Origin of the sequence: Pseudomonas nicosulfuronedens (assembly GCF_005877905.1) — a bacterium.
GTDB classification, from domain to species: domain Bacteria; phylum Pseudomonadota; class Gammaproteobacteria; order Pseudomonadales; family Pseudomonadaceae; genus Pseudomonas; species Pseudomonas nicosulfuronedens.
Genome location: NZ_SWDV01000003.1, coordinates 214,428 through 240,627 on the forward strand (window position 1 = coordinate 214,428; position 26,200 = coordinate 240,627).

The following is a 26,200-nucleotide window of genomic DNA, read 5'->3' on the forward strand; positions in this document are numbered from 1 at the left end:
TCCTCAGGAGGCTGAGCCGACGATGCGCCGATGCAGGCGGGTGACAGCGTCGCGGGCGGAGAGGGCGGCGCCTTCCTGCCAGCCGGGAATGTAGGAAGCGTGCTCGCCGGCCAGGAGGATGCGGCCGTCGATCTGGCACAGGTTGTCGTAGTGCTCCTTGCGCGTTTCTTCGGTCCACAGGCCGTAGCAGCCGTTGCTCCAGGGAACCCGGTGCCAGCCGACGGTGATGCCGTTGTCGAACTCATCGTGGTATTGCGGGTGGATCTGCGCGCCGTATTCGAGAACCTTCTGCAGGCGCTCGTCCGGCGTCATGGCGGTGAATTTGTAGGAGTCCGCGCCGAAGGTGTAAGCCGCCATGAGAACGCCCTTGCCGGGTTGGTTGATGCCGGCCATGGGGTAGCTGATGCGGTTGATCGGCAGGTTGGTGCGGGTGATGCCGCCGTAGATGCGCTCATCGTCCTCCCAGAAGCGCCGTTTGAACTGGATGCCGGCCTTGAAAGCGGTGTCATAGGGAACGGCAGCGATGGCGGCCTTCATCTTGTCGCTGACATTGATGTCGAGCTGGCTGAGGATCGACAGGGGCAGGGTGCAGATGCACCAGTCGGCGCTGGCGTGCTGGGTCTTGCCGGTCTTCAGGTCGGTGTAGGTGGCGGTGACGCCCTTGTCGGTCTGCTCGATCCTGCTGATCCTGGCGTTGAATTGCAGGACCGCTTTTAGCTCGCGTTCGAAGGCCCTGGGCAGCATGTCCATGCCGCCGGTGGGCTGGAACAGCGCGGTCTGGAATTCATACAGCTGGCCCTGGGAGATTGCCGCCCACAGGCCGGACTTGAGCAGGTCGCCCAGCTGCGTCGGCTCGGAATAGCTCGCCACCGGCATCAGGCCGCCGCCGGGGTCGATCTCGTAACCGCGCCGCGCGCTGGAGACCAGGCTCTTGGAATAGCGGTAGTTGCTGTCCAGGGCGCCGAAGTCCTTCAGCGATTCGAGCAGCCTCTGCTGGTCCTCCTTGGTCAGCGACGAGTCGAGGGTGCCCTGGCCGACCACCTTGGCCAGCAGTTCCGAGACGCCGCCCTGATAGTCGCACTGCACATGGCGCAAGCGCTGTGGCTGGCCGCTGAAAGTGTCGGAGGCATGGACATAGGCGTTGTAGTTGACCTGGAAGAAAGGCTCGATAGCGACGCCCAGTTCCTTGTAGTAGTCCAGCATCGCGTAGTGGTTGTAGGGGATGCGCCACGGACCGGGATTGATGTACTGGCCCTTGTCAAACCGGCACACCTGCTTGATGCCGCTCAGTTCGGTGAACTCATCTCCGCCGCGCAGCGTCCAGGAGCGGCCACCGGCCTTGGCGTTGAATTCGAGAATCTGCACCTTGTAGCCGGCCTTGCGCAACTCATAGGCCGAGACCAGGCCAGCGATGCCCGCGCCGAGGATCAACACGCTGGCGCCCTTGGGCGCGCCTTCGAGTTTCATCGGCCCGCGGTAGGGCGGTACCGCGGCGTAGCCCAGGCTGGTCGTGGCCTGGTACAGCACGGCGCCGCCGGCAGCCATGCCGATCATGGACAGCAGATTGCGCCGGGTGACAGTAGCGGAATGGACCATCTTCGGAAGTACTCACGTCGAGAGTGAACAAGGCCACCAGAAGCTGAGTGGCTACTGCCGGCTGGGCCGGTCTTCCTTAATTAGCATCGTCCCCTTGGGCGATGGGCTGAGTGGGAATGAAGTGGAACGATCGGCCAGAACACAGCGAAGAATCGGACGCTCAACTTCTTCCGAGCGAAGAATTTTCCAGGTAGCCCCTCTGATAGGGCGTGCCTCTGAAGAGTGACTTCTTCAACTTGGCGTCACGTTGCCGGTGGCGGCAGTCTGTCGCCGCTTCCCGGCCATTCAGTAGCGGGCTGATGCTGGATATTTTAAAAATTCTTTAAATATCAATTGATTATGTGGTTGTTGTGGGTCTGGCATAGCCCTTGCTAGCTCCACTCCAGCACCGCCGGGAATTCGACTCGGCACTGGAGGAATGCCTTGGACAGAATGCTGTATGTCGCCATGAGCGGCGCGAGCCAGAACACCAAAGCCATGCAGGCTCACGCCAACAACCTGGCGAACATCTCGACGACTGGTTTCCGCCGCGACTTCGAACAAGCTCGCGCCATGCCCGTGTTCGGCGACAGCTTTCCGGCGCGCGTCTTCGCCATGAGCGAACGCCCGGCGACCGACTTCACCACCGGCTCCCTGCAGGAGACCGGCCGTGACCTGGACGTGGCTGCCAAGGGCGATGCCTGGATTGCCGTACAGGCGCCGGACGGCGGCGAAGCCTATGTGCGCACCGGCAGCCTCGAAATCGATGCCCTCGGCCAACTGCGCACCGGCGACGGCATGCCGGTGATGGGCAATGGCGGGCCGATCGCGATTCCGCCGGAAGAGAAGATCGACATCGGCCAGGACGGCACCATCACCGTCCGCGGCCAGGGTAACCAACCTAACGCGCTGGCCACCGTCGACCGCATCAAGCTGGTCACGCTCGATCCCAAGCAGCTGGAGAAAGGCAGCGACGGCCTCATTCGCCTGAAGTCGGGCCAGCCCGCCCCGCAGGCCGACGCCAATGCCGGTGTGCAGTCCGGCGTGCTGGAGGCCAGCAACGTCAACGCCGTGGACGAGATGACCTCGATCCTGGCGCTGTCTCGCCAGTTCGAATTGCACGTGAAGATGATGAAAACCGCCGAAGAAGACTCCCAGTCGATGGCGCGTGTTTTGCAGTTCAGTTGATTTAGAACCTGATTAACCGTTCGAGGCGCCACGAATCCGGCGCCCGAGGAGAACGACATGCTTCCGGCACTTTGGGTCAGCAAGACCGGTCTGTCCGCCCAGGACATGAACCTGACCACCATCTCGAACAACCTGGCGAACGTGTCCACCACGGGCTTCAAGCGCGACCGCGCGGAGTTCCAGGACCTGCTCTACCAGATCAAGCGTCAGCCCGGCGCCAACTCGACCCAGGACACCGAGCTGCCCTCGGGCCTGCAACTGGGTACCGGTGTGCGCATCGTCGGCACCCAGAAGAACTTCACCGCCGGCAGCCTGCAGACCACCGACAACCCGCTGGACCTAGCGGTCAACGGTCGCGGCTTCTTCCAGGTGCTGACCCCGGACGGCACCGTCGCCTACACCCGTGACGGCAGCTTCCACCTGAACTCCGACGGTCAGATCGTCACCTCCAACGGCAATACCCTGGAGCCGGCCGTTGTCGTCCCGGCGGAAACCCAGACCTTCACCGTCGGCAACGACGGCACCGTCTCGGTCACCGTCGCCGGCAACGCCACGCCGCAGATCATCGGCAACATCCAGACCGCCGACTTCATCAACCCGGCGGGCCTGCAGGCCACCGGCGACAACCTGTTCCTGGAAACAGCCTCCAGCGGCGCGCCCCAGGTCGGCACCCCGGGCCTGAACGGCCTGGGCACCGTGCTGCAGAACACCCTGGAGAACTCCAACGTCAGCGTGGTGGAAGAGATGGTGAACATGATCACCACCCAGCGCGCCTACGAGATGAACTCCAAGGTGATCTCCACCGCTGACCAGATGCTCTCCTTCGTCACGCAAAACCTGTAACCCGCTGATCCCGTAGTCGCTCTCCCCGAGAGGTAGCTGTAGATGAACCGTTCCCACCTCCTTCCGCTGCTGGCCATCGCCGCGTTGGCAGGGTGCGTGAGCCCTCCGCCCAAGCCGGACGATCCCTATTACGCTCCGGTGCTGCCGCGCACGCCTGCGCCGGCCGCCCAGAACAACGGATCGATCTACCAGGCCGGGTTCGAGAACAACCTCTACGGCGACCGCAAGGCCTTCCGCGTGGGTGACATCATCACCATCACCCTCAACGAGAAGACCCAGGCCAGCAAGAAAGCCAACTCGGACATCTCCAAGGACAGCAGCAACAAGCTCGGCCTGACCTCGATGTTCGGCAGCAGCCTGACCACCAACAACCCGGTAGGCGGCGGCGACCTGAGCCTTTCCGCCGAGTACTCGGGCAACCGCGAAGCCAAGGGTGACAGCGCCGCCGGGCAGAGCAACAGCCTGACGGGTTCGGTCACCGTGACCGTGGCCGATGTCATGCCCAACGGCATCCTCGCCGTGCGTGGCGAGAAGTGGATGACCCTGAACACCGGCAATGAGCTGGTGCGCATCGCTGGCCTGATTCGCGCCGACGACATCGCTACCGACAACACCGTGTCGTCCACCCGTGTGGCCGACGCGCGCATCACCTACTCGGGCACCGGTGCGTTCGCCGATGCGAGCCAACCGGGCTGGTTCGATCGCTTCTTCCTCAGCCCGCTGTTCCCGTTCTGAGCAGGGTGAATGTGATGATCACTGTAGGAGCGAGCTTGCTCGCGAAGTCTCTGATCCGCCGGGTTCGCGAGCAAGCTAGCTCCTGCAGCCTGGTGCTGCTCTGTGCGTTGATGGTCGTGCCGGCCGCCCATGCCGAACGGCTCAAGGACATCGCCACCATCCAGGGCGTGCGCAATAACCAGTTGATCGGCTACGGCCTGGTCGTTGGCCTCAACGGTACGGGCGACCAGACCACCCAGACGCCGTTCACCCTGCAGACCTTCAACAACATGCTGGCGCAGTTCGGCATCAAGGTGCCGGCCGGTTCGGGCAACGTGCAGCTGAAGAACGTCGCGGCGGTGTCCATCCATGCCGACCTGCCGCCTTTCTCCAAACCGGGCCAGGCCATCGACGTCACCGTCTCTTCCATCGGCAACGCCAAGAGCCTGCGCGGCGGCAGCCTGCTGATGACCCAGCTGAAGGGTATCGACGGTCAGACCTACGCCATCGCCCAGGGCAACCTGGTGGTCGGCGGCTTCGATGCCGAAGGCCGTGACGGCTCCAAGATCACTGTCAACGTGCCGTCGGCCGGTCGCATTCCTGCCGGTGCCACGGTCGAGCGTGCGGTGCCGAGCGGTTTCGACCAGGGCAATACCCTGACGCTGAACCTCAATCGCCCGGACTTCACCACCGCCAAGCACATCGTCGACCGCATCAATGAACTGCTCGGCCCGGGTGTCGCCCAGGCCGTAGACGGCGGCTCGGTGCGCGTCAGCGCGCCGCTGGACCCGAACCAGCGCGTGGACTACATGTCCGTGCTGGAGAACCTCGACGTGCAGGCCGGCGAAGCCGTGGCCAAGGTCATCATCAACTCGCGCACCGGCACCATCGTGATTGGTCAGAACGTGCGCGTGTCGCCGGCCGCCGTGACCCATGGCAGCCTGACCGTGACCATCACCGAAGACCCCATCGTCAGCCAGCCCGGCCCGTTCTCCAACGGCCAGACCGCCGTGGTGCCGCGCTCGAACGTGAGCGCCAACCAGGAAGCCAAGCCGATGTTCAAGTTCGGCCCCGGCACCACGCTGGATGAAATCGTACGCGCCGTTAACCAGGTGGGCGCCGCGCCCGGCGACCTGATGGCGATCCTCGAAGCCCTGAAACAGGCCGGCGCGTTGCAAGCCGACCTGATCGTGATCTGAGGACGCCGCCGTGGACGCCCGACTGCTTTCTGCTGGTACCTCGACCACCGACTCCGGTTCCTACTCCGACCTCAATCGCCTGTCGGCGATGAAGACCGGCGCGAACCGCGACAGCGCCGGGAACATCCGCAAGGTCGCCCAGGAATTCGAGTCGCTGTTCATGAACGAAATGCTGAAGTCCATGCGTTCGGCCAACGAGGTGTTCGCCAAGGACAACCCGATGAACAGCGAAGCAGCCAAGCAGTACCAGGACATGTACGACCATCAGCTGTCCGTGTCCCTGGCCACCCAGGGGCATGGCATCGGCCTGGCCGACGTGCTGGTCAAGCAGATGGAAAAGATGCAGGGCGTCCGCCACACCGGCAACAATCCCTTTGCCCAGGCTGGCGTACAGTCCGCCACTGACGGTACCCAGAGTGCAGCGGCCACCGCCGCGGCGTCCGACCGGCAGAAGACCCCGAGCGTGTTTGCCGCCAACGGCAAGGCCTTGCCGCAACCTGACGCTGGCCGTGACGATCGCCAGGCGCTGAATGCTCGTCGCCTCGCGCTGCCGGGCAAGCTCGCCCAGCGTATCGCTGCGGGCATCGTGCCGGGTGCCGACGGCTCCGTGGCTTCCACCGCCAACCAGCCGGCGCAGCTGGCCAGCAACGACTGGCGTGGCAATCAGGCCTATACGAAGCAGATCGACACCAGCGTGCCGGTGGCCGATGTCGATACCTCGGCGATCTCCACCAGGCCGGGCAAGTCGATGTTCGCCTCGGCCGACGACTTCATCAGCACCATGCTGCCCATGGCCGAGCGCGCGGCCAAGCGCATCGGTGTCGACCCGCGTTACCTGGTGGCCCAGGCCGCGCTGGAAACCGGCTGGGGCAAGAAGATGATTGCCCAGCGCGACGGCAGCAGCAGCCACAACCTGTTCGGCATCAAGACCGGCTCGAGCTGGAAGGGCGACTCCGCCCGCGCCACCACTACCGAATTCGAGAAAGGCAAGGAAGTGAAGGAGGTGGCGTCGTTCCGCGCCTACAACTCCTTCGAACAGAGCTTCCAGGATTACGTCAGCTTCCTGCAGAACAACGACCGTTATCAGGATGCACTGGATTCCGCTGCGCGCCCGGACCAGTTCATGAAGGAGATGCAGCGCGCCGGCTATGCCACTGACCCGCAGTACGCGCGCAAGGTGAACCAGATCGCCAAGCAGATGCAGGTCTACCAGACCGTTGCGATGGCCGACACCCCGACTCGCACACTGTGAAGCCCTGTACAAAGGACTGCGCTAAGGAAAGACCATGAGCCTCTTATCCATCGGACTGTCCGGCCTCAACGCCTCGCAAGCGGCGCTGAGCACCACCGGCAACAACATCACCAACGTCAACACGGCCGGCTATACCCGCCAGACGACGTCGCAGGTGACCTCCGCCGAGCAGTTCGCGGGGCGGTATTACGTCGGCACCGGTACCACGGTGCAGGACGTCCGCCGGATGTACAGCGAGTTCCTGGCCAACCAGCTGCGCGGTGCCACCTCGGTGGACAGCGATGCGCAGACCTACCTGTCTCAGGTCAACCAGATCGATTCGCTGCTGTCCGACAGCACCACCGGTCTGTCCAAGGTCATGCAGAACTTCTTCGCCTCGCTGCAGACCGCCGCGGCGACGCCGACAGACGCCGCCTCGCGCCAGTTGGTGCTGACCCAGGCCGCGAACCTGGCGCAGCGCTTCAACTCGATTTCCACCCAGCTGGGCACCCAGAACAGCTACGTCAACACCCAGATGGACAGCCTGGCCGGGCAGGTCACCGACCTGGCCAAGACCATCGCCCAGTACAACCAGGCGATCATCGCCGCCGAAGCGGGCGGCGCCAGCGCCAACGACTTGCAGGACAAGCGCGACCAGGCGGTACTGCAGCTGTCGGACATGATCGGCGTCAGCGTGGTCAAGCAGGGTAGCAGCCTCAACCTCTACCTGGGCTCCGGCCAGCCTCTGGTGGTGGGAGCCAATTCCTCTACCTTGACCGCAGGCCCGAGCGCCAACAACCCGTCGCAGTTCAGCCTGAGCCTGAGCTCCGGCAGCTCGACCATGGACGTCACCTCGGTGGTCACCGGCGGACAGATGGGCGGCTTGCTGCGCTACCGCAGCGACGTGCTCGACACGACCCAGAACGAACTGGGACGCATGGCCATCGTCCTCGCCGATACCTTCAACAGCCAGCTCGCCCAGGGCCTGGACCTGAACGGCAATTTCGGCGCGCAGCTGTTCAAGGACATCAACGACGCCAGCGTCATCGGCAACCGTAGCCTGGCCAACACCCATAACACCGGTACCGGCAACCTCAACGTCAACATCACCGACAGCAGCGCGCTGACCACCAGTGACTATGAGGTGACCTTCACCTCTGCCACCGGCTACACCATCAAGCGCTCCTCCGACGGCACGGTGCTGGGCAGCGGTGATCTGACCGATAATCCGCCCAAGGAATTCGACGGCTTCAGCATCAGCCAGCAGAGCGTCGGCACCGTGCAGGCCGGCGACCGCTTCACGGTGATCCCGACCCGGACCGCCGCTTCGGACATCTCGGTCACCATGACCGACTCCAATCGCCTGGCCTTCGCCTCGGCGGTGACCGCCAGCACCACCACCGGCAACATCGGTAGCGGCACCATCAGTGGCACCAGCCTGACTTCCCAGCTGGACTCGACCAACAGCGCGGCCATGTCGGCGGCGATCAAGGCTGGCCTGCCGGTCAAGCTGGTGTTCGACGCGGCCAGCGGTGGCACCCAGGGCTATACCATCTACGACTCGGCGGGTAATTCGCTGGGCACCGGCAATATCGTGCCGGGGCAGAGCAATGACCTCAGCATCACCGTGCCGGGAACGCCGTCGTTCACCTTCGAGACCACCATCGCCGGTTATCCGGGGGAGGGCGACAGCTTCTCCGTGGCCTTCAACAGCGACGGCGACGCCGACAACACCAACGCGCAGAAGCTCATCGACCTGCAGACCAGCAAGACCGTCGGCAGCGGCACGGGCAGCGGTAGCGGCATGAGCCTGACCGGCGCCTACAGCAGCCTGACCGAGACCGTTGGCGCCACGGCCAACCAGGCCAAGCTCGACGCCACCGCCACTGAAGCGGTGCTGACCAATGCGCAGGGCACCCGTGACTCGCTGTCGGCAGTGAACCTCGACGAAGAGGCGGCCAATCTGGTGAAGTTCCAGCAGTACTACACGGCCTCCGCGCAGATCATCAAGACCGCGCAGACGCTCTTCGACACCCTGATCAACAACATCTGAGGAGGCTGAAATGGTTGTGCGAATTTCCACCCCGCAGATCTTCAATTCGAATATCGACAACTACAACCGCGGCTATGCCAGCCTGGCCAAGCTGCAGGAGCAGATCTCCAGCGGCACGCGTATCCAGACTCCGGCGGACGACCCCGTCGGCGCCGCACGTCTGCTACAACTGGAACAGCAGCAGGCGCTGCTGACCCAATACAGCGGCAACATGACCAGTGCCACCAACAGCCTGAACCAGGAACAGAGTGTTCTCGACTCCATCACCACCGCCCTGCAGCGCGCCCGCGAACTGACGCTGCGCGCCGGCGACGGTTCGATGACCGACGAGGACCGCGGCGCCATCGCCGACGAACTGGGCGAGATCCAGAACCAGCTGCTGACCCTGATGAACAGTAAGGACGCCAGCGGCAACTACCTGTTCTCCGGCAGCAAGAGCACCGTGCAGCCCTTCGTGCAGAACGCCGACGGCAGCTTCAGCTACCAGGGCGACCAGAGCACCCTCAAGCTGCAGATCTCCGATAACCTGACCATGTCGACCAACGACAACGGTTGGAGCATCTTCGAGATGGCCGCCAACGCCAGCCGTACCGTCAGCTCGGTGACCAGCAACCCGAGCACCGATGGTACCCAACGCGTGTTCCTGTCCCAGGGCACGGTGACCAGCGACAGCAACTACAACGCCAGCTTCCGCGACGGTGCGCCGTACACCCTCAACGTGCTCAGCGGCACGCAGTACCAGATCCTCGACAAGGACGGTAACGACGTCACCAGCGAGGCCACCACCAACGGTACCTACGACGCCACGTCCACCGACAGCAATGCCATCAGCTTCCGCGGCGCACAGTTCCAGCTCGACGTTTCGCTGCCGTCCAGCGACGACGCCAGCAATATGGACAGCCTGGTCAATGGCTACAGCTTCAGCTTCGGTACCGCACCGGACACCCTGTCGATCAAGCGCAGTGCCACCAATACTTCCACCGCGCAGATCACCTCGGCCACCGTGAGCAACAACACGGCCTACACCACGCAGTTCCCCAGCAGTGGCGTGCAGCTCAAGTTCACCAGTGCCACCGCCTTCGAGGTTTATGCGCTGCCCACCAACCAGGGGGCCACGCCGCTTTCCACCGGCACTCTGGGCGCAACCTTCCCGCAGACCGTCACCGTGGCCGGCGTCGATATGAGCATCAGTGCAGCGCCGGCTGCCGGCGATCAGTTCAGCGTCACCGCCAGCTCGCCTGAACGGCAGAATATTCTCAACACCATCGGCGACCTGCGCGACGCGCTCAATACGTCCACGGCAGGCGATCCGCAGGCCCAGTTGAACATCCGTAACATGGTGGCGACGGCGATCACCAACCTGGACAAGGCGAGCGACCAGGTGCTCGCCACCCAGTCCTCGATTGGCGCGCGGCTCAACACCATCGATGTGCTGAACCAGGAAAATCAGAGCCTGGCCCTGACCAACACCACCACGCAGTCATCGATCCGTGACACCGACATGGCCGCCGCGACATCGCAGTTGGTGCTGCAGCAGACCATGTTGGAGGCGGCCCAGGCCGCGTTCGCGCGGATCAGCCAGCTGAGCCTGTTCAACAAACTCTAATTCGGTATCGGGAGAGAAGTAGCATGGCAACCCTCGAAGAACTAGCGGCGTTCTGGAACGCTGAAGGCCTCAGGCATGTCATTCCAGATGTTGGCGGCGAGTTTCCAGAGGGCTTCGATGTCCGGTTGATGCTCAGTCAGATGATCGATGCCACTGATGGTGTGCTCGAAGTCGGGTGTGGATATGGCCGTCTGTGCAAAGCATTCCCTGCACAGAGCTATTTGGGAGTGGATGTCAACGTTTCGGCGGTCAGCACGGCGCGTGAAAACCATCCCGGCTATCGCTTCGAATGTATCGAGCCCGGAGCGGAATTGCCGAAGGCGGGGACCGCCTTGATCTACACCGTGGCTTGCCATATTCCCGACGAGGAACTGGGACGCTTCCTGGCGCCGATCTGTGCAGCAGTGGACCGAGTGGTGATTGGGGAGGTGATGGATGAGCGCTGGCGACGAGATGGCAATCCGCCGATCTTCAATCGTGATCCAGAGGCCTATGTGGGGGCCATGTTGCGTCAGGGCTTCGAACTGGAGCGATACGGCAAGGCCGTGTATGCCCGTTATGACACTCCGGCCTTCAATGTCGGGCGCGATGTGCGCCTGACTGTTCACGTATACCGCCGCAAGGGATGACCCCGTGAGGGGCTCCCCGACGGTCGGGATCAGGCCCCTTTGTTCGGCGCCAGCAGGTAGTTAGTGCTGAGCGTATACTCGAATGCTCGTGCTACCTGATAGCCGTTTTCCACGCTCCAGGAAACGAGTCTGTCCTTGTTGTCATTAGTGGCGCGCACCAGGATCAGTGGGCGGTTCCTCTCTATCAGATCCCTGGCGCCACGAAGGATGCCGATCTCCAGGCCGGGGCGATCGATTCGCAGCAGGTGGCAGCCAGTCTCGGGGTGCAGGCTGTCCAGCGCAGAACCTTGCGCCTGGCTGTAATCCTTCAGATCCATGCGGCCAAACAGGCTTTCCGCTTTATCCGGATTGTTCGGACCCGCGCCGACAATGATCTGGTGAGCTCGATAGCGTTCCGGGTCAAGCTCGTTCAGGCGCAGGTTGTACTCCAGGTATTGAGCCAGTTCCGGGTTCACCTCATAGCTATCGAGTGAGGCTGCATTGGCGGCGAGCGCAAGGAACAGCGAATGGCTACCCAGGTGAGCGCCCACGTCGATCAGTTGGGCATCCTGTGGTAGCCGGCGGAGCACCTCGATCAGCTCCTCCCCGTCATGCAGACGCTCGCCAGCCAGTAGGGTCTGGATCGGGTCCAGCGTATTGCTCAGGCGCAGAGAGAGACTGCCTTCTCTGAGAGGGATCGACGCAACCACATCGTTGTTCCGGCAAAAGTCTGCGAACACTTGATTGATCGCCTCACGCCAGTCGTTGCCGCTGGCTGCACGTGGGCCGGTCGAATGCTGTCCGCGGATGTTGAGGAACAGGGGGGTATCGATCTTGACGCAGCGCTGGTCTTTCCAGAGGCGCAGGTAGTAGTCGAAGTCTTCGCCGGTATCGAGTTCCGTATTGAAGGCATTCGCTTCAGCCACGCCCTGGCGAACGAAGTGACCCATCTGCAGGGTCAGGTAGGGATCGTTCAGCAGCACCTGCTCCAGGCTATCGATCGGACTGATCTGGTTCTCGCGCCGCGATACCTGGCCCGCCTTCAGATCGGCGACGAAAATGGCTCCCCAAATGGCGTCATGGGTCGGCAGCAGACTGGCGACATCAACAAAGGCGCTGGGGCACATCACATCGTCGGCGTCGAGGAAGAACAGCCAGTCGATACCGCGATTCCCGGCTTCCTTGACCGCCAGGTTGCGAACATGCGAGCGGCCGAGTAGCCCTTGGCTGTCATCCATCTCCAGTACCTGGATTTCGTTGAAGGCACCTTGGCCATGGGCGACCGCTCGGGCGACCGAGTCCTTCGCGCGGCTCACGATGTCCTGATGGCCTGGGCCTACGGGGATGATCACACAACACTTCATGTTTTTGTCCTGCAGTCAGATCAGAGATGGCCGTTGTCGCGCATCGCGGTGACGGCCTTGTCCAGAACGTTGCCCCACCTGCCGATCTCCAGGTTGCGCACGAGATGGACCGATGGGTACCAATAGCTCTGGCTGTCATTCAGAGCCCAACGCCAGTTGGGGTTAAGTTGAAGCAGTACATAGGTCGGGATGCCCAAGGCGCCGGCCAGATGTACAGTCGTGTTGTCGATGCTCAGCACTGTGTCCAGTGCAGCCAGCTGATTGGCCTGAGCGTCCATGCTGGTCAGCGGATCCACGCTTGGATCGTGGTGGATATTGAGGCCCAGGATCTGTGCCTCGTAGCGTTCCAGCAGAGTGTCGCCATACTGCAGGTTGATGAACTGCACGCCCGGCAGACTGGATAGACGGGCCAGTTCGGACATCGTGATGCGGCGGCTCTGCATGTCGTTGGACACGTTGGTGCCGCCACGCCAGGAGAGGCCGATTAGGCGTTTGCCAGGGAAAAGCTTGCTGTACTCTTCACGCTTGGCTTGAGCACCGGCCTGATCGGCCTTCAGATAGCCTGACGGGCTCGCGAAGGAAGGCAGGTCCGGGCGAAGCCAGCGGCCCAGGCTGCCCATCGGGATATGGAAGTCGCAGCGCGGCCAGTTCTGCCGATACAGCATCTGCACCCCGTCGTTCACCGTGCCGGACTGCTCGCGGCGGATGAACTCGACCTGCGGGAAACTGCGATTGAGGATGGGGTCGAGTCTTGCGTAGCTCTCGAAACAGATCCTGCCACCCAGCGCCAGAAGGCTGGGCAGCATGCTGGCGAACATGATGTGGTCCCCGATGCCTTGCTCAGCCCACACCAGTAGCGACTTACCTTGCAGCGGCTCGCCTTGCCACTGGGGAATGTTGAATACCTGCTGCTGGTTCTGCTGGCTGGCGGGCCAGCGCCACTCGTAATGTGGCCAGCCTGCCTCGAACTCCTTCAGGCGCAGCATCAGCAGGCCGAGATTATTGTGGGTGCCCACGTGCTGAGGGTCCTTGTCCAGGACCACCTGGTAGTGCCGGAAGGCGTCTTCATATCGCGCTACCTGCTCCAGCGCTGTGGCCATGTTGAAGTGCAGGCGTACGTCGTCCGGTGAAGCTTCCAGGCCTAGCTGGCAGCAGGCAATGCAGTCATGGTAACGGCCAGTGTCGAAGTAGAGCTTGGACAGCGCGCAGAGAATCCAGGTTTGCTGGCTGGCATCGAGTTTGCCTTGCAGAGTCTCCAGCAGTAGCTTCTCGGCTTCCTCATTCTGCTGTGCGGATTGCAGCGCATTGATGTACAGCTTGAAGCGCCAGAGGTTCGGCCGCTGCTGGTACCAGGTGCGTGCCTGCGCAAGCTGATCGCTGAACTCGGTTGCCTCAGCCATGCGATCGAAAATTTCAGCGTCCACCTTGTCATCGCCTGGCATCGAGAGTGCCTTTTCTATATGGGCGCGGGCGGCCTGCGGTTGTTTCAGGCGCAAGTGGAGGTGGCCGAGCTTGGCATGAATCAGAGCTACCTGAGGCGTGATGGCTGCCAGGCGTTCGTACAATTGCACCTGGCCAAGCATGTCATCGGCAAGTTCTGCTTGCTGGAGAGCATGGGCGATGCGTTGTATTTCAGCTCGATCGTTTTGTTCAGACATGAGCGGTTCCATGTGGCGGCAGTTTGGCGCTTTGCGTGGGTACAGCAAGATTGGGGCCAGCAGGAAGAAAAGGTGTTCCTGAAAATTCTTCGAAAAAAAATTAAAGCCCTTCCGACTTGGGACGATAACCCTAACGAAGGTTCTCCACGCCATTTCGAAACAAATCGCGGCAGGGAGGCCACTCAGCCCTAATACGAGGAATTCGTCATGGCTCTTACCGTCAACACCAACATCGCCTCGCTGTCGGTTCAAAAGAACCTGACCAAGGCCGCCAACAACCTGAATACTTCGATGACCCGTCTGTCCACCGGCCTGCGTATCAACAGCGCCAAGGACGACGCCGCCGGCTCGCAGATCTCCAACCGTCTGACCAGCCAGGTCAACGGCCTGAACGTGGCCGTCAAGAACGCCCAGGATGCCAACTCCATCGCCCAGGCCGCCGAAGGCGCCCTGCAGGAGTCCACTAACATCCTGCAGCGTATGCGTGAACTGTCCCTGCAGTCCGCCAACGGCTCCAACAGCAGCGAAGACCAGACTTCCCTGAACCAGGAGTTCAAGTCGCTGACCGCTGAACTGACCCGTATCTCCAAGACCACCACCTTTGGTGGCGGCACCTCCGGTATCAAACTGCTCGACGGCAGCGCCGGCACCAACGGCACCCTGACCTTCCAGGTCGGCGCCAACGCCAACGAAACCGTCAGCTTCACCTTGAGCGACATGAGCGCCACCGCGCTGAAAGGTTCCTCGCAGCTGGCCTCGGCCAACCTGACCGGTATCACCTTCGACAGCGCTGGCCTGGCTTCCACCGCCGGCACCATCGCCATCAACGGCACTGCCGTGTCCTACGAGAAGGGCGCTACGGTCAACGACATCGTTGGCGCGATCAACACCAACGTCAGCGGCGTCGCTGCGGTCAACAGTGCAGCCAGCGCCGGTGCTACCCCGGTCATCACCCTGACCTCCAGCTCCGACTTCAACGCCGGTGTGGTTGCCAGTGCCGGTCTGGTGAGTGCCGGTGCGGGCTCGGCCGCTACCGCCACCAGCTCTGCGTTCACCGTACAGCAACTGGACATCACCAGTGCCAAAGGCGCCCAGTCGGCCACCCAGGTGATCGACGCCGCCCTGAAGCAGATCGACACTCAGCGTTCCGCGCTGGGTGCCATCCAGAACCGTCTGGACAGCACCATCTCGAACCTGCAGAACGTGTCCGAGAACGCCACCGCTGCACGCAGCACCATCCAGGACGTGGACTTCGCCGCTGAAACCGCGGAGATGACCAAGCAGCAGACCCTGCAACAGGCCGCCACCGCGGTACTGGCCCAGGCCAACCAGTTGCCCTCCGCTGTCCTGAAGCTGCTCCAGTAAGGGACGCCGAAAGGCAATAAACGGAAGGAAGGGCGCCCAGCGCCCTTCCTTGCTTTGCGTGTGGAGGGTAATACCTGATGGATACCAGCCTCGGAATCAACAGCCCGCGCCCGGCCGACAATGCCGCCGCAGGCAGCAAGCCGGCCAGCGGCAACAGCTTGCCGCAAAGCGCCAAGGAATCGTCGGCCAGCAACAAGACGCGCAGTCTGAACGAAGCCGTCAGCAAGTTGCGTGAGCAGGCCCAGTCGGTACAGCGCAACCTCGAGTTCTCGGTGGACGACGCCAGCGGCGAAACCGTCGTGAAGGTCGTGGCCTCCGATACTGGCGAGGTCATACGGCAGATTCCTTCGGAAGTTGCGCTCAAGTTGGCAGAAAGCCTGAAGGAAGCGGGTAATCTGCTGTTCAGTGAACGCGCCTGATCTCGGTTGAGAGTCAGAGAATTCGAGAGCTCTGGCGCGATTCTTGAATGAAGCGTCACAAGACGCAGGCGGCAATCAGAATACCGCCAGAAATTTGGACAGGAGGGTAGGCAAATGGCCGGGACTTCAATCAATGGCGTAGGGTCGGGATACGACATCGACTCCATCGTGACTGCTTTGGTGAATGCGCAAAAAGCGCCGAAATCGAACCAGATCGCCACCCAGAAGACCGCGACCAATACCACGCTGTCCGGTATCGGCTCGCTGCAGAGTGCCCTGGATACGTTCCAGACGGCCATGGGCAAGCTCAACGACGCCAACTCCTTCGCCGGCCTGGCGGTGAAGTCGTCGAACACTGATGCGCTGACCGCCACCCTGGGCACCGGCGCTGCCGCCGGTACCTATGCCATCGATGTGGAAAGCCTGGCCACCAGCTCCAAGGTCGCTACCCAGTACATCGACAAGTCGGCCACCTTCGGCGCCGGCAAGCTGACCATCACTCAGGGCAGCAGCACCTACAATGTCACCGTCAAGGCGGGGGCGAGCCTGTCTGACATCCGCGACAGCATCAACACCCAGCTCAAGGACCAGGGCCTCACCGCCAACATCATCACTGATGCCAGCGGCCCGCGTCTGGTCTTGGGTTCCAGTGTCACCGGTGCAGGCAGCGATATCAGCGTATCCACCAGCGGCGATTCGAGCCTCGATGTGCTCAAGATCGACGGCGCCGGCACCAAGGCTTCGGCCACCGCCGGCGGCTATGTCAGTGCTCCCGCGGCGAATGCCAAGTACACCATCGACGGCCTGGAAATGAGCAGTTCGGTGAACAAGATCTCCAGTGCCATCAGCGGCGTGGAGCTCAACCTGGTGGCCACGGGCAAGTCGACCGTCACTGTGGACACCAACACCGACGGCCTGAAGACTTCCATCCAGTCCTTCGTCTCGGCGTACAACGCGTTGATCACCAGCGTTAACTCGCTGACCAAGGTCACCAATACCACCGACTCCAGCGGTAACCCGACCACCACGGCCGCCTCGCTGGCCAGTGACTCGATGACTCGCAACCTGCTCAACACCTTGCGCACCCAACTGGTCGGGTCGTCGGCTGATGGTGGCAGCATCAAGCTGCTGTCCCAACTGGGTATCTCTACCAAGACTGACGGTACCCTGGAAGTCGATGACACCAAGCTCGACAAGGCGCTGGAGAAAAACTTTGCTTCGGTGCAGGGGTTCTTCACCGGTGACGGCGGCCTGCTCAATCGTATGAGCAGCAGTATGGACGTCTACACCAAGTCCAATGGCCTGCTCGATCAGCGGAAGGCCGCACTGAACGACACCCTGAGCGACCTGGCCGACCAGTCCACCAAGCTGGATAACCGCATGACCAAGCTGACCGAGACGCTCATGGCCAAGTACACCGCCATGGACACCCTGGTCGCCCAGCTCAATGCCACCAAGTCCAGCGTACTCACCACGCTGAACGCGTTGAACAAGACCAGTAGCTCCGATAGCTGATCCCTGAGCCGCGCACTGCGCCGCTCTGCGGCGCCGTTGCACGGCAGTACGCCCGTGCAGATTTTTGCCTAAAGCTTTTCCCGTCCTCGCCGATACTTTGAATATCAACGATTTGATCGTTCAGCGAATCAAGGGGAAAGAGATGAACGCTTCGGCAGCGCTGCGCCAATACCAGAACGTGAACAACCAGTCGCAAGTGCACGACGCGTCTCCCCATCGCCTGATCCAGATGCTGATGGAGGGCGGCCTCAGCCGCATCGCTCAGGCCCGCGGCTCCATGGAGCGCGAGCAGTTCGCCCAGAAGGGCATGCTGATCGGCAAGGCCACCGGGATTATCGCCGGTCTGCGCGAAGCGCTGAATTTCGAAGCCGGTGGTGAGCTGGCCGAAAACTATGCCAACCTGTACGACTACATGAGCCGTCGCCTGGGCGACGCCAACCGCAGCAACGACCTGGAAGTCCTCGACGAGGTGTCGGGCCTGCTGCGTACCATCAAGGAAGGCTGGGACGCGATTCCGCATTGATCGCAGCTCGCCAGGAGATACCGAACATGACGCTCGCCGTCCAGCAGATCGAACAGACCCGCCTTGCTCTTGGTGCGGCGCTGGCCCAGGGCGACTGGGAAGCCGTCGCACAGCTTGACCTCCAGTGTCGCGAGCACGTCGATGCCGCGATGGTCGAGCCGATGGACGATGACAGCGACCTCAAGCGCAGCCTCGAGGGTCTGCTGGTGCTGTACCGCGATCTGGTTCAGGCGGTCACCCGGCAGCGCGAGGAAGTGGCCACCGAGATCGTCCGCGTCAACCGTTCGCACCAGGGCGCCAAGGTTTACCAGATGTTCGGCTGATCCATCCGGATTGGCTCTCTTTCGGCGGTGATCGGCAAAGTGCCGGTGGCCGCCGCCTCCGCTTCGAACTACGCTCCATTTCAATTGCCATGACAGGGATCAACACCCTTCGTCGGGCCGCACCAAAAAAAACACGCCATAAATTTGACTCGAGCCACAATTTTGACTTAACTAGTGGCCAAATGCTGGCTAGCACGAGGAAATTGTGCTGTGGCCAGGTCGTGTCAGCCGCCGTAGTACGGCCTTCAAGCCCGGGATGACAAGCTAAGATGTGGCGCGAAACGAAAATCCTCGTGATCGATGACAACCAGGACCGTTGCCGGGACCTCTCGGTGATCATCAGCTTCCTGGGTGAAGACCAACTGTCCTGCAGCAGCCGTGACTGGCGCCAGATCGTCGACCCGCTGCCCAACGGCAGCCGCGACGTGCTCTGCGTGCTGGTAGGCGCGGTGGAGAGCAAGGGCGGGGCGCTGGAGCTGCTCAAGCAGCTCGCGGCCTGGGACGAGTACCTGCCGGTGCTGCTGATGGGCGAGCCGGTGCCCAACGAGTGGCCTGAGGAACTGCGCCGCCGCGTGCTGGCCAGCCTCGAGATGCCGCCCAGTTACAACAAGCTGCTCGATTCCCTGCACCGCGCCCAGGTCTACCGCGAGATGTACGACCAGGCCCGCGAGCGTGGCCGCCAGCGCGAGCCGAACCTGTTCCGCAGTCTGGTGGGCACCAGCCGCGCCATCCAGAACGTGCGGCAGATGATGCAGCAGGTCGCCGACACCGACGCCAGCGTGCTGATCCTCGGCGAATCCGGCACCGGCAAGGAAGTGGTCGCACGTAACCTGCACTACCATTCCAAGCGCCGCGACGCGCCCTTCGTGCCGGTCAACTGCGGCGCGATTCCGGCGGAGCTGCTGGAAAGCGAATTGTTCGGCCATGAGAAGGGTGCCTTTACCGGCGCTATCACCACTCGCGCTGGCCGCTTCGAGCTGGCCAACGGCGGCACGCTGTTCCTCGACGAAATCGGCGACATGCCGCTGCCGATGCAGGTCAAGCTGCTGCGTGTGTTGCAGGAGCGCACCTTCGAGCGCGTGGGCAGCAACAAGACGCAGAACGTGGACGTGCGCATCATCGCCGCGACCCACAAGAACCTCGAAAAGATGATCGAGGACGGCAGCTTCCGTGAAGACCTGTACTACCGCCTCAACGTCTTCCCCATCGAGATGGCCCCGCTGCGTGAGCGCGTCGAGGACATCCCGCTGCTGATGAACGAGCTCATCTCGCGCATGGAGCACGAGAAGCGTGGTTCGATCCGCTTCAACTCCGCCGCCATCATGTCGCTCTGCCGCCACGACTGGCCGGGCAACGTGCGGGAGCTGGCGAACCTCGTCGAGCGCCTGGCGATCATGCATCCCTATGGCGTGATCGGCGTGGGCGAGCTGCCGAAGAAATTCCGTCATGTCGACGACGAGGACGAGCAGCTGGCGACCAGCCTGCGCGAGGAGCTGGAGGAGCGCGCGGCGATCACTGCCGGCCTGCCGGGCCTCGACTCGCCGGCGATGCTGCCGGCCGAGGGCATCGACCTGAAGGACTACCTCGCCAACCTCGAGCAGGGCCTGATCCAGCAGGCGCTGGACGACGCCAGTGGCGTGGTCGCCCGTGCCGCCGAACGCCTGCGCATCCGCCGCACCACCCTGGTGGAGAAAATGCGCAAGTACGGCATGAGCCGTCGCGAAGAGGAAATGGCGGAGGATTGACGCCTTCGCCTTGCTCGTTTTTTCAAGCCATTGAAATATAACGAGTAAATTTTAGGCACGGGGTTTGCTAAGACTCATCCGACCGACAGATTCACGCCGTCGGACGGATGAGGAAACCCGCATGATGCACGCCACCAATCGCCAGACTGAACTTGCTTCCCAGCTGCCAGCGGAACCGCTGCCGGTGCCGGTGGAGCAGCAGAGCCGTGCCCATCTGGAGCAGACTTTCGAACTGTTCAGCCAGATGTCCAGCCAGCTCAACCAGTCCTACAGCCTCCTGGAAGCCCGCGTCACCGAGCTGAAGGGCGAACTGGCCCTGGTCAGCGCGCAGCGCATGCAGGAGCTGGCGGAGAAGGAGCGTCAGGCCAACCGCCTGCAGAGCCTGCTCGATGTGCTGCCCGGCGGCGTCATCATGATCGACGGCCAGGGCGTGGTGCGCGACGCCAATCCGGTGGCGGTCGCGCTACTGGGCAAGCCGCTGGTGGGCATGCTCTGGCGTGAAGTCATTGCCCGCAGCTTCGCCCCGCGTGCCGATGACGGCCACGAAGTTTCCCTGCGCGACGGACGCCGCGTGTCCATCGCCATCCGCCCGCTGAATGGCGAGCCCGGTCAACTCATCCTGCTCAATGACCTGACGGAAACCCGTCGCCTGCAGGACCAACTGGCTCGCCACGAGCGTCTGTCTGCCTTGGGGCGCATGGTTGCCTCGCTGGCTCATCAGATTCGCACCCCGCTGTCCGCCGCCATGCTTTATGCGGGCCACCTCAGCGAGGGCGAGTTGCCGGTCGAGCAGCAGCAACGCTTCGCCGGGCGCATCAAGGAGCGCCTGCATGAGCTGGAAAGCCAGGTGCGCGACATGCTGGTGTTCGCCCGCGGTGAGTTGCCGCTGCCGGATCGCATCGCGCCGAATCAACTGTTCGCCAGCCTGCGCGCCGCCGCCGAATCCCATGTCGTCGGCCTGAATCTGCGCTGGCAGTGCGACGCTCGCGTTGGCGAGCTGCTGTGCAACCGCGACACCCTGGTCGGCACCGTGCTCAACCTGGTGGAGAACGCCATCCAGGCCGCCGGCCGCGATGTGCGCCTGAAGGTGCACCTGTACCAGCGCGATAACAGCCTGCGCCTGTCCATCAGCGACAACGGCCCGGGCATGAGCGCCGAAACCCTGGCGCGCCTGGGCGAGCCTTTCTTTACCACCAAGACCACCGGCACCGGCCTTGGCCTAGCCGTAGTGAAAGCCGTCGCCAAGGCCCACCAGGGCGAACTGCTTCTGCGCTCGCGCCCCGGTGTCGGTACCTGCGCCACCCTGATCCTGCCTCTGATCCTGGCTCAACCCGTCGTCCACGAGGAGTGATATCCATGGCCGCCAAAGTCCTGCTGGTCGAAGACGACCGCGCCCTTCGTGAAGCTCTCTCCGACACCCTGTCCCTCGGCGGGCATGACTTCATCGCCGTCGATTGCGCCGAGGCTGCACTGCCGGCGCTGGAGAAGGACAGCTTCAGCCTGGTGATCAGCGACGTGAACATGCCGGGCATGGACGGGCACCAGTTGCTCGGCCTGATCCGCAAGCGCTACCCACAACTGCCGGTGCTGCTGATGACTGCCTACGGCGCCGTCGACCGCGCCGTGGATGCCATGCGCCAGGGGGCAGCCGATTACCTGGTCAAGCCGTTCGAGCCGCGTGCGCTGCTGGAACTGGTGGCCCGCCATGCGCTGGGCGCTGTGTCCGCCAGCGTCGGCGAAGGTCCGGTAGCCCTGGAACCGGCCAGCCAGCAATTGCTGGAGCTGGCTGCTCGTGTCGCGCGCAGCGATTCCACCGTGCTGATTTCTGGTGAGTCCGGTACCGGTAAGGAAGTGCTGGCCCAGTACATCCACCAGCAGTCGCCGCGTGTCGACAAGCCCTTCGTTGCGATCAACTGTGCGGCGATCCCGGACAACATGCTCGAGGCCACCCTGTTCGGCCACGAGAAGGGCGCTTTCACCGGTGCCATTGCCGCCCAGCCGGGCAAGTTTGAACTGGCCGACGGCGGCACCATTCTGCTCGACGAAATCTCCGAGATGCCGCTGGCCCTGCAGGCCAAGCTGCTGCGCGTGCTGCAGGAGCGGGAAGTGGAGCGCGTCGGCGCGCGCAAGCCGATCAGCCTCGATATCCGCGTGCTCGCCACCACCAACCGAGACCTGCTGGGCGAAGTGGCTGCCGGGCGTTTCCGCGAGGATCTCTACTATCGCCTGTCGGTGTTCCCGCTGGCCTGGCGCCCGCTGCGCGAGCGTCCCGCCGATATTCTGCCGCTGGCGGAGCGCTTGCTGGCCAAGTACGCCCGCAAGATGAACCATGCGCCGGTGACCCTGGCCGACGACGCCCGCGCCGCTTTGCTGGCGCACCCTTGGCCGGGCAACGTGCGTGAACTGGACAACGCCATCCAGCGTTCGCTGATCCTGCAGCAGGGTGGCCAGGTGCAGGCCGCCGACCTGTGCCTGACCGCGCCCATCGGCCTGGCTCCGCGCCCGGTGCTGGCGGCGGTCCCGGCGCCCGTCGCTCCGTCGATTCCGACCAGCGTCGAAATTCCGTCGCCGGCTTCCACCGAACCCGGCCAACTGGGGGAAGACCTCAAGCGCCGCGAGTTCCAGATGATCATCGATACCCTGCGCAGCGAGCGCGGCCGCCGCAAGGAGGCCGCCGAACGACTGGGCATCAGCCCGCGCACCCTGCGTTACAAGCTCGCGCAGATGCGCGATGCGGGCATGGATGTGGAGGCTTACCTCTACGCCAGCTGACCGGCAAAAAAGTACCCCCTCTTGGCCCGCATTCGTGCGGGCCTTTTCTTGACGGTCTCCAGGCACAGACCGAGGGGCTGTTTGTAGGCGCGAGCTTGCTCGCGAACCGCTTAGCGCTGATGCCGTCGGTTGGTCTTGTTCGCGAGCAAGCTCGCTCCTACAGGAAGAGCCGGGGCCAAGGCGCAAGTGCTGAGCTGAGGCCCGTCTTTCCCTCTGCTTGAAAGGTCCGGCCCAGAGCCTTCCTCCGCATTTTTCCTACGTCTGAAAAAGCTGGCACCCAAGTTGCAATCCCCTCTGCAAAGCGCCGCGTAGTGTCAAAAAACCGCGGCCAGTCGGAGGGGTAAGTGATGAGTCAGGGTATCGAGTTCAATCGTCTGCTGCTGGAAATGCGCTCCATGCAAATGGAGGCCATGGCCAAGGCGAAGACGCAGGCCGCACCGGCTGAGCCGGGGGCGCCAAGCTTCTCGCAGATGCTCGGGCAGGCGGTGGAAAAAGTGAACGGTACCCAGCAGGCCGCCTCCGACCTGTCCTCTGCCTTCGAGATGGGGCAGAAGGGCGTCGATCTCACCGACGTGATGATCGCTTCCCAGAAGGCCAGTGTTTCTTTCCAGGCCATGACCCAGGTACGCAACAAGCTTGTCCAGGCGTACCAGGACATCATGCAGATGCCGGTTTGAGCGGCGAGGATCGTAGGTAATGTCCCAAGCCTCCGTTGTTGACAGTCAGGTTCCGGCCAAGGTCGGCGCCGACGCGCCGAAAAAGCCGCTGCTCGGCCTGACTTTCCTCGAGAACCTCGCGGACATGCCGGTGCTGCGCCAGGTTGGCCTGCTGGTCGGCCTTGCCGCGAGCATCGCCATCGGTTTCGGCATGGTCCTGTGGTCGCAGCAGCCTGACTACAAGCCGCTGTACGGCAGCCTGAACGGCGTCGATGCCAACAAGGTGGTCGAGGCATTGTCCGCTGCCGACATCGGCTACAAGATCGAGCCCAACTCCGGCGCGCTGCTGGTGAAGGCCGATGACCTGGGCCGTGCGCGCATGAAAGTCGCCGGTGCCGGCCTGGCACCGACCGACAGCAACGTCGGCTTCGAGATCCTCGACAAGGAACAGGCGCTGGGCACCAGCCAGTTCATGGAAGCGACCAACTACCGTCGCGGCCTGGAAGGCGAGCTGGCGCGTACCGTCTCCAGCCTGAACAACGTCAAGGGCGCCCGCGTGCACCTGGCGATCCCGAAAAGCTCGGTATTCGTCCGTGACGACCGCAAGCCCAGCGCCTCGGTGCTGGTCGAGCTGTACCCGGGCCGCACCCTGGAGCCGAGCCAGGTGCTGGCCATCGTCAACCTGGTCGCCACCAGCGTGCCGGAGCTGGACAAGGGCCAGGTCACCGTGGTCGACCAGAAAGGCAACCTGCTGTCCGACCAGCAGGAGCTCTCCGAGCTGACCATGGCCGGGAAGCAGTTCGATTTCACCCGTCGCATGGAAACCAACTTCACCCAGCGCGTGCACAGCATCCTCGCGCCGGTACTGGGCAGCGGGCGCTACAAGGCCGAGGTGTCTGCTGACGTCGACTTCAGCGCGGTGGAATCCACCTCGGAGTCGTTCAACCCGGACCAGCCGGCCCTGCGCAGCGAGCAGAGCAACAACGAGGAGCGTCAGAACAGCAACGGCCCGCAGGGTGTGCCGGGTGCACTGTCGAACCAGCCGCCGGGGCCGGCCAGTTCGCCGCAGACCACCGGTCAGAATGCCGGCGCGGATTTCGTCGCCCCGGGTCAACCCCTCAAGGACGCCAACGGCCAGCCGATCATCGACCCGAAGACCGGCAAGCCGGAACTGGCGCCGTACCCGACCGACAAGCGCCAGCAGAACACCCGCAACTACGAGCTGGATCGCTCGGTGAGCTACACCAAGCAGCAGCAGGGGCGCCTGCGCCGGCTTTCCGTCGCGGTGGTGCTGGATGACCGCATGATCACCGATCCGAAGACCGGTGAAGTCAGCCACCAGCCCTGGACCGCCGACGAACTGGGCCGCTTCACCCGCCTGGTGCAGGACGCGGTAGGCTATGACGCCAGCCGTGGCGACAGCGTCAGCGTGATCAACGCGCCGTTCGCTCCGGAGCTGGGTGATGACATTGCGTCGCCGCCGTTCTACTCGCAGCCCTGGTTCTGGGACGTGGTCAAGCAGGTGCTGGGCATCGTCTTCATCCTGGTGCTGGTGCTGGGTGTACTGCGGCCGGTGCTGAACAACCTGTCGGGCAACAAGAGCAAGGCCCTGGTGGCCGGTGGCGCTGCAGGCGAAGGCGGCCTGGGCGAGTTGGGCGGTCTGGAGGGCGAGTTGTCCGAAGACCGTGTGAGCCTCGGTGGCCCGGCCAGCATCCTGCTGCCCAGCCCGTCCGAGGGGTACGATGCACAATTGAATGCGATCAAGACACTGGTCGCCCAGGACCCGGGGCGCGTTGCCCAGGTAGTGAAGGACTGGATCAATTCCGATGAGTGAAGCCCGCATGAGCGCCAAACTGAACAAGGTCGACAAGGCTGCCATCCTCCTGCTCTCCCTGGGTGAGACCGATGCCGCGCAGGTACTGCGCCACATGGGCCCGAAGGAAGTGCAGAAGGTCGGCGTGGCCATGGCGCAGATGCGCAACGTGCATCGCGAGCAGGTCGAGCAGGTGATGGGCGAGTTCGTCGAGATCGTCGGCGACCAGACCAGCCTGGGCGTGGGCGCCGACAGCTACATCCGCAAGATGCTCACCCAGGCCCTGGGCGAGGACAAGGCGAACAACCTCATCGACCGCATCCTGCTGGGCGGCAACACCAGCGGCCTGGACAGCCTGAAGTGGATGGAGCCGCGCGCCGTGGCCGACGTGATCCGCTACGAGCACCCGCAGATCCAGGCCATCGTGGTCGCCTACCTCGACCCGGACCAGGCCGGTGAAGTGCTCAGCCACTTCGATCACAAGGTGCGCCTGGACATCATCCTGCGCGTGTCCTCGCTGAACACCGTGCAGCCCTCCGCGCTCAAGGAACTCAACCTGATCCTGGAGAAACAGTTCGCCGGCAACGCCAACTCCACCCGCACCACCATGGGCGGCGTGAAGCGCGCGGCGGACATCATGAACTACCTCGACAGCTCGGTCGAAGGCTCGCTGATGGACGCCATTCGCGAAGTCGACGAAGACCTGTCGGGCCAGATCGAAGACCTGATGTTCGTCTTCGACAACCTCGCCGACGTCGACGACCGCGGCATCCAGGCGCTGCTGCGCGAGGTTTCCTCGGACGTGCTGGTGCTGGCCCTCAAGGGCTCGGACGAGGCGATCCGCGAGAAGATTTTCCGCAACATGTCCAAGCGTGCCGCCGAACTGCTGCGCGACGACCTCGAGGCCAAGGGCCCGGTACGCGTCAGCGAGGTGGAAGGTGCGCAGAAGGAAATCCTCACCATTGCCCGGCGCATGGCCGAGTCCGGCGAAATCGTACTGGGTGGCAAGGGCGGCGAGGAGATGATCTAA

The 26,200-nt window shown here is 63.2% G+C and carries 22 protein-coding genes; 19 read left to right on the forward strand and 3 right to left on the reverse strand.

The window, feature by feature from the left end:
- Positions 1-3 precede the first annotated feature (3 nt).
- A complete protein-coding gene (locus FAS41_RS04890; protein WP_171049436.1) occupies positions 4-1,596 on the reverse strand; it encodes a flavin monoamine oxidase family protein in 1,593 nt (530 codons plus the stop codon).
- 423 nt (positions 1,597-2,019) lie between these two features.
- On the opposite strand from FAS41_RS04890, the gene flgF reads away from it, so the two are divergent.
- The 8 genes from flgF to FAS41_RS04930 all read left to right on the forward strand — a co-directional run bounded on the left by flgF (position 2,020) and on the right by FAS41_RS04930 (position 11,038).
- Positions 2,020-2,763 carry a flagellar basal-body rod protein FlgF gene (flgF, locus tag FAS41_RS04895; protein WP_138520503.1) on the forward strand — a complete coding sequence of 248 codons (744 nt, stop codon included), beginning with the start codon at positions 2,020-2,022 and terminating at the stop codon, positions 2,761-2,763.
- A 57-nt stretch (positions 2,764-2,820) separates the two neighbouring features.
- Positions 2,821-3,606, forward strand: a complete 786-nt coding sequence (flgG, locus tag FAS41_RS04900; protein WP_138520504.1) for a flagellar basal-body rod protein FlgG — start codon at positions 2,821-2,823, stop codon at positions 3,604-3,606.
- Between the two features lie 42 nt (positions 3,607-3,648).
- Positions 3,649-4,341, forward strand: coding sequence for a flagellar basal body L-ring protein FlgH (gene flgH, locus FAS41_RS04905; RefSeq protein ID WP_138520505.1), 693 nt, complete (start codon positions 3,649-3,651; stop codon positions 4,339-4,341).
- Positions 4,342-4,451: 110 nt separating this feature from the next.
- Positions 4,452-5,519, forward strand: a complete 1,068-nt coding sequence (locus tag FAS41_RS04910) for a flagellar basal body P-ring protein FlgI (protein WP_246084817.1) — start codon at positions 4,452-4,454, stop codon at positions 5,517-5,519.
- 10 nt (positions 5,520-5,529) lie between these two features.
- Entirely contained in the window at positions 5,530-6,771 is a 1,242-nt protein-coding gene (gene flgJ, locus FAS41_RS04915; protein WP_138520506.1) for a flagellar assembly peptidoglycan hydrolase FlgJ, read from the forward strand.
- A gap of 34 nt (positions 6,772-6,805) precedes the next feature.
- Entirely contained in the window at positions 6,806-8,803 is a 1,998-nt protein-coding gene (gene flgK / locus FAS41_RS04920) for a flagellar hook-associated protein FlgK (RefSeq protein WP_138520507.1), read from the forward strand.
- Between the two features lie 10 nt (positions 8,804-8,813).
- Positions 8,814-10,409: a flagellar hook-associated protein 3 gene (locus FAS41_RS04925; protein ID WP_246084810.1), complete on the forward strand. Its 1,596-nt coding sequence runs from the start codon at positions 8,814-8,816 to the stop codon at positions 10,407-10,409.
- Positions 10,410-10,432: 23 nt separating this feature from the next.
- Positions 10,433-11,038, forward strand: a complete 606-nt coding sequence (locus FAS41_RS04930) for a class I SAM-dependent methyltransferase (protein WP_138520508.1) — start codon at positions 10,433-10,435, stop codon at positions 11,036-11,038.
- Positions 11,039-11,067: 29 nt separating this feature from the next.
- Here the strand turns inward: FAS41_RS04930 and FAS41_RS04935 are convergent, their stop codons facing one another.
- Positions 11,068-12,369: an FkbM family methyltransferase gene (locus FAS41_RS04935; protein ID WP_171049437.1), complete on the reverse strand. Its 1,302-nt coding sequence runs from the start codon at positions 12,367-12,369 to the stop codon at positions 11,068-11,070.
- A 32-nt stretch (positions 12,370-12,401) separates the two neighbouring features.
- Positions 12,402-14,039: a tetratricopeptide repeat protein gene (locus FAS41_RS04940; protein ID WP_171049438.1), complete on the reverse strand. Its 1,638-nt coding sequence runs from the start codon at positions 14,037-14,039 to the stop codon at positions 12,402-12,404.
- A 207-nt stretch (positions 14,040-14,246) separates the two neighbouring features.
- On the opposite strand from FAS41_RS04940, the gene FAS41_RS04945 reads away from it, so the two are divergent.
- The 11 genes from FAS41_RS04945 (at position 14,247) to fliG (ending at position 26,200) form a co-directional block, all read left to right on the forward strand.
- On the forward strand, positions 14,247-15,404 hold the full coding sequence (locus FAS41_RS04945) for a flagellin N-terminal helical domain-containing protein (RefSeq protein ID WP_138520511.1): 1,158 nt from the start codon (positions 14,247-14,249) through the stop codon (positions 15,402-15,404).
- A gap of 77 nt (positions 15,405-15,481) precedes the next feature.
- Positions 15,482-15,823 carry a flagellar protein FlaG gene (locus FAS41_RS04950; RefSeq protein WP_138520512.1) on the forward strand — a complete coding sequence of 114 codons (342 nt, stop codon included), beginning with the start codon at positions 15,482-15,484 and terminating at the stop codon, positions 15,821-15,823.
- A 114-nt stretch (positions 15,824-15,937) separates the two neighbouring features.
- Positions 15,938-17,338, forward strand: a complete 1,401-nt coding sequence (fliD, locus tag FAS41_RS04955) for a flagellar filament capping protein FliD (RefSeq protein ID WP_138520513.1) — start codon at positions 15,938-15,940, stop codon at positions 17,336-17,338.
- Between the two features lie 142 nt (positions 17,339-17,480).
- The gene (gene fliS / locus FAS41_RS04960) at positions 17,481-17,861 is read left to right on the forward strand and encodes a flagellar export chaperone FliS (protein ID WP_138520514.1); all 381 of its coding nucleotides are present in this window, start codon (positions 17,481-17,483) and stop codon (positions 17,859-17,861) included.
- A gap of 26 nt (positions 17,862-17,887) precedes the next feature.
- Positions 17,888-18,184 carry a flagellar protein FliT gene (fliT, locus tag FAS41_RS04965; RefSeq protein ID WP_138520515.1) on the forward strand — a complete coding sequence of 99 codons (297 nt, stop codon included), beginning with the start codon at positions 17,888-17,890 and terminating at the stop codon, positions 18,182-18,184.
- A gap of 269 nt (positions 18,185-18,453) precedes the next feature.
- Positions 18,454-19,929, forward strand: a complete 1,476-nt coding sequence (locus tag FAS41_RS04970) for a sigma-54 dependent transcriptional regulator (protein ID WP_138520516.1) — start codon at positions 18,454-18,456, stop codon at positions 19,927-19,929.
- Positions 19,930-20,050: 121 nt separating this feature from the next.
- Complete coding sequence (locus FAS41_RS04975; protein ID WP_246084811.1) at positions 20,051-21,280, forward strand: sensor histidine kinase; 1,230 nt, start codon at positions 20,051-20,053, stop codon at positions 21,278-21,280.
- Between the two features lie 5 nt (positions 21,281-21,285).
- Complete coding sequence (fleR, locus tag FAS41_RS04980; RefSeq protein WP_138520517.1) at positions 21,286-22,701, forward strand: sigma-54-dependent response regulator transcription factor FleR; 1,416 nt, start codon at positions 21,286-21,288, stop codon at positions 22,699-22,701.
- A gap of 347 nt (positions 22,702-23,048) precedes the next feature.
- Entirely contained in the window at positions 23,049-23,378 is a 330-nt protein-coding gene (gene fliE, locus FAS41_RS04985; RefSeq protein WP_138520518.1) for a flagellar hook-basal body complex protein FliE, read from the forward strand.
- 19 nt (positions 23,379-23,397) lie between these two features.
- A complete protein-coding gene (gene fliF / locus FAS41_RS04990; protein WP_138520519.1) occupies positions 23,398-25,191 on the forward strand; it encodes a flagellar basal-body MS-ring/collar protein FliF in 1,794 nt (597 codons plus the stop codon).
- Positions 25,184-26,200 carry a flagellar motor switch protein FliG gene (gene fliG / locus FAS41_RS04995; RefSeq protein WP_138520520.1) on the forward strand — a complete coding sequence of 339 codons (1,017 nt, stop codon included), beginning with the start codon at positions 25,184-25,186 and terminating at the stop codon, positions 26,198-26,200. Before fliF ends, fliG begins: the two co-directional genes overlap by 8 nt.

Coding starts and splice junctions, on each gene's coding strand:
- fliD (WP_138520513.1), top strand. CDS start 15,938: ATGGCCGGGACTTCAATCAATGGCGTAGGGTCGGGATACGACATCGAC.
- fliS (WP_138520514.1), top strand. CDS start 17,481: ATGAACGCTTCGGCAGCGCTGCGCCAATACCAGAACGTGAACAACCAG.
- FAS41_RS04890 (WP_171049436.1), bottom strand. CDS start 1,596: ATGGTCCATTCCGCTACTGTCACCCGGCGCAATCTGCTGTCCATGATC.
- FAS41_RS04975 (WP_246084811.1), top strand. CDS start 20,051: ATGATGCACGCCACCAATCGCCAGACTGAACTTGCTTCCCAGCTGCCA.
- flgK (WP_138520507.1), top strand. CDS start 6,806: ATGAGCCTCTTATCCATCGGACTGTCCGGCCTCAACGCCTCGCAAGCG.
- FAS41_RS04925 (WP_246084810.1), top strand. CDS start 8,814: ATGGTTGTGCGAATTTCCACCCCGCAGATCTTCAATTCGAATATCGAC.
- fliG (WP_138520520.1), top strand. CDS start 25,184: ATGAGTGAAGCCCGCATGAGCGCCAAACTGAACAAGGTCGACAAGGCT.
- fliT (WP_138520515.1), top strand. CDS start 17,888: ATGACGCTCGCCGTCCAGCAGATCGAACAGACCCGCCTTGCTCTTGGT.
- FAS41_RS04970 (WP_138520516.1), top strand. CDS start 18,454: ATGTGGCGCGAAACGAAAATCCTCGTGATCGATGACAACCAGGACCGT.
- FAS41_RS04945 (WP_138520511.1), top strand. CDS start 14,247: ATGGCTCTTACCGTCAACACCAACATCGCCTCGCTGTCGGTTCAAAAG.
- flgH (WP_138520505.1), top strand. CDS start 3,649: ATGAACCGTTCCCACCTCCTTCCGCTGCTGGCCATCGCCGCGTTGGCA.
- flgG (WP_138520504.1), top strand. CDS start 2,821: ATGCTTCCGGCACTTTGGGTCAGCAAGACCGGTCTGTCCGCCCAGGAC.
- fleR (WP_138520517.1), top strand. CDS start 21,286: ATGGCCGCCAAAGTCCTGCTGGTCGAAGACGACCGCGCCCTTCGTGAA.
- fliF (WP_138520519.1), top strand. CDS start 23,398: ATGTCCCAAGCCTCCGTTGTTGACAGTCAGGTTCCGGCCAAGGTCGGC.
- FAS41_RS04940 (WP_171049438.1), bottom strand. CDS start 14,039: ATGTCTGAACAAAACGATCGAGCTGAAATACAACGCATCGCCCATGCT.
- FAS41_RS04930 (WP_138520508.1), top strand. CDS start 10,433: ATGGCAACCCTCGAAGAACTAGCGGCGTTCTGGAACGCTGAAGGCCTC.
- fliE (WP_138520518.1), top strand. CDS start 23,049: ATGAGTCAGGGTATCGAGTTCAATCGTCTGCTGCTGGAAATGCGCTCC.
- FAS41_RS04910 (WP_246084817.1), top strand. CDS start 4,452: ATGGTCGTGCCGGCCGCCCATGCCGAACGGCTCAAGGACATCGCCACC.
- FAS41_RS04950 (WP_138520512.1), top strand. CDS start 15,482: ATGGATACCAGCCTCGGAATCAACAGCCCGCGCCCGGCCGACAATGCC.